A 2,227-nucleotide genomic window follows, 5' to 3' on the forward strand; every position below is an offset into this window, starting at 1 on the left:
CGACGCGGCCAGCAACGCAAGGCTCGCCGCGCTCAGCAACATGCCTGCGGCCGTATCAAACTTCATCAGGTACCAGCCATGCGGATAGCCCGGGCGCAGATCCTTGAAGAACCAGGCGAGCAGAATGAGCACGGCGATCAACGCCGCGGCAAACAGACAGGCGCCTTGCACGACAGTCAGGCGTTTGAGGAAAACAGTGTCGGACTGGCTCGTTGGCAGGACGATCAAATCGTTTATGTTCATGGGCGGTATGGGCAGTGGCGGCAATCCAGCTGGAACGCTCGAACCGGCGCGGCCCTAGAACACTGCTTTCCTCTCCCTCGGACCGCGGTTTAGCATACATCCGCGAGGGCAGGCCCGAATGATGCTCGGATCATGGAATACCGCGGCGCGCCGTGAAGAATCCGTGCAAGTGAAAGCCAGTGCGGCTTCACGCTTGTACAGGAAGGTCCGCCGCCCAGGCGACGACACCGATGCATTCGCTACCCGCGCAATGCCGCCGCATGATACGCCACGTGCTCGCCGATGAAGCTCGCGACGAAGTAATAACTGTGATCGTACCCGGCGCGCAGCCGCAGCTCGAACGGATGCCCCGCCGCCTTCGCCGCCGCCTGCAGTAGCTCCGGCCGCAATTGCGTCTGCAGGAATTCATCCGCATCGCCCTGATCGACCAACAACGGGAGTTTTTCGTTGGCTGTCTTCACCAGCTCGGTAGCGTCGTAAGTGCGCCAGGTCTCGCGATCGGTGCCGAGGTAGGCAGTGAACGCCTTTTCTCCCCACGGCACGCAGGATGGCGCCACGATCGGAGAGAACGCCGATACGCTGCAGTAACGCCCGGGATTCTTCAACGCGACGGTCAGCGCACCATGGCCGCCCATGGAATGGCCGCTGATGGCGCGCTGGTCGGTTACCGGAAAATGCTGCTCGATCAGCTTGGGCAATTCATGCGCCACGTAGTCGTACATGCGGTAATGCTGCGACCACGGCGCCACTGTTGCATTGAGGTAGAAGCCGGCGCCCTGGCCCAGATCGTAGGCATCGTCGTTGGCCACGTTCTCGCCGCGCGGGCTGGTGTCGCACGCCACGATGACAAGACCGTGCTCGGCGGCATGACGCTGGGCGCCGGCCTTGGTGATGAAATTCTGTTCGGTGCAGGTAAGACCGGAGAGCCAGTAGAGGACTGGCACCTTTTGATCTTCGGCCTGCGGCGGCAGATAGATGGCAAAACGCATCTCGCCGTCCACCGCCGTGGAGCGATGGCGATAAACCTCTTGCCAGCCACCGCAACAGGCATGACGTTCGATGCGTTCCATGGCAGTCATCTTGGTCAACCCTAGAAATGAATGACGGTGCGGATCGACTTGCCTTCGTGCATCAGGTCGAAGGCTTGGTTGATCTGCTCCAGCGGCAGGCGATGCGTGATGAACGGATCGAGCCGGATCTCCCCGCGCATGGCCTGCTGCACCATGCCCGGCAACTGGCTGCGCCCTTTCACGCCGCCGAAGGCACTGCCGCGCCATACGCGGCCAGTCACCAACTGGAACGGGCGCGTGCGGATTTCCTTGCCGGCACCGGCCACGCCGATGATGATGCTTTCGCCCCAGCCTTTGTGGCAGCACTCCAGCGCGGCGCGCATCACGTCCACATTGCCGATGCATTCGAAACTGTAGTCCACGCCGCCATCGGTCAGCGCCACGATCACATCCTGGATCGGCTTGTCATGATCCTTGGGATTGACGCATTCGGTCGCGCCCATCTCGCGCGCCAGCGCGAACTTGTCGGAATTGATATCCACGCCGATGATGCGCGACGCCTTGGCCTGCACCGCGCCCTGGATCACGGCCAGGCCGATGCCGCCCAGGCCGAACACGGCCACCGTGGCGCCTGGCTCCACCTTCGCGGTGTTGTGCACGGCGCCGATGCCGGTGGTCACGCCGCAACCGAGCAGGCAGACCTTGTCCAGCGGCGCTTGCGCATCGATCTTGGCCAGCGAGATTTCCGCGACCACGGTGTATTCGCTGAAGGTGCTGGTGCCCATGTAGTGATAGATCGGCTGACCCTGATAGGAGAAACGCGTAGTGCTGTCCGGCATCAGGCCCTTGCCTTGCGTGGCGCGTACCGCCTGGCACAGGTTGGTCTTGCCGGAAAGGCAGAATTTGCACTTGCCGCATTCGGCCGTGTACAGGGGAATCACATGATCGCCCGGCCGCAGCGTCGTCACGCCCTC

General features: G+C 62.6%; 3 protein-coding genes. All 3 read right to left on the reverse strand.

From position 1 onward, the window contains the following. Nucleotides 1-243: hypothetical protein (locus VMA74_RS05980; RefSeq protein ID WP_325365726.1), on the reverse strand; the 243-nt coding region annotated here is incomplete at its 3' end. A 239-nt stretch (nt 244-482) separates the two neighbouring features. Further along, entirely contained in the window at nt 483-1,313 is an 831-nt protein-coding gene (gene fghA / locus VMA74_RS05985) for an S-formylglutathione hydrolase (protein ID WP_325365727.1), read from the reverse strand. 20 nt (nt 1,314-1,333) lie between these two features. Beyond that, on the reverse strand, nt 1,334-2,227 hold an 894-nt coding region (locus VMA74_RS05990), incomplete at its 5' end, for an S-(hydroxymethyl)glutathione dehydrogenase/class III alcohol dehydrogenase (protein WP_325365728.1).

The sequence above is a fragment of the Dyella sp. genome (assembly GCF_035508675.1).
Taxonomy (GTDB): Bacteria; Pseudomonadota; Gammaproteobacteria; order Xanthomonadales; family Rhodanobacteraceae; genus Dyella_B.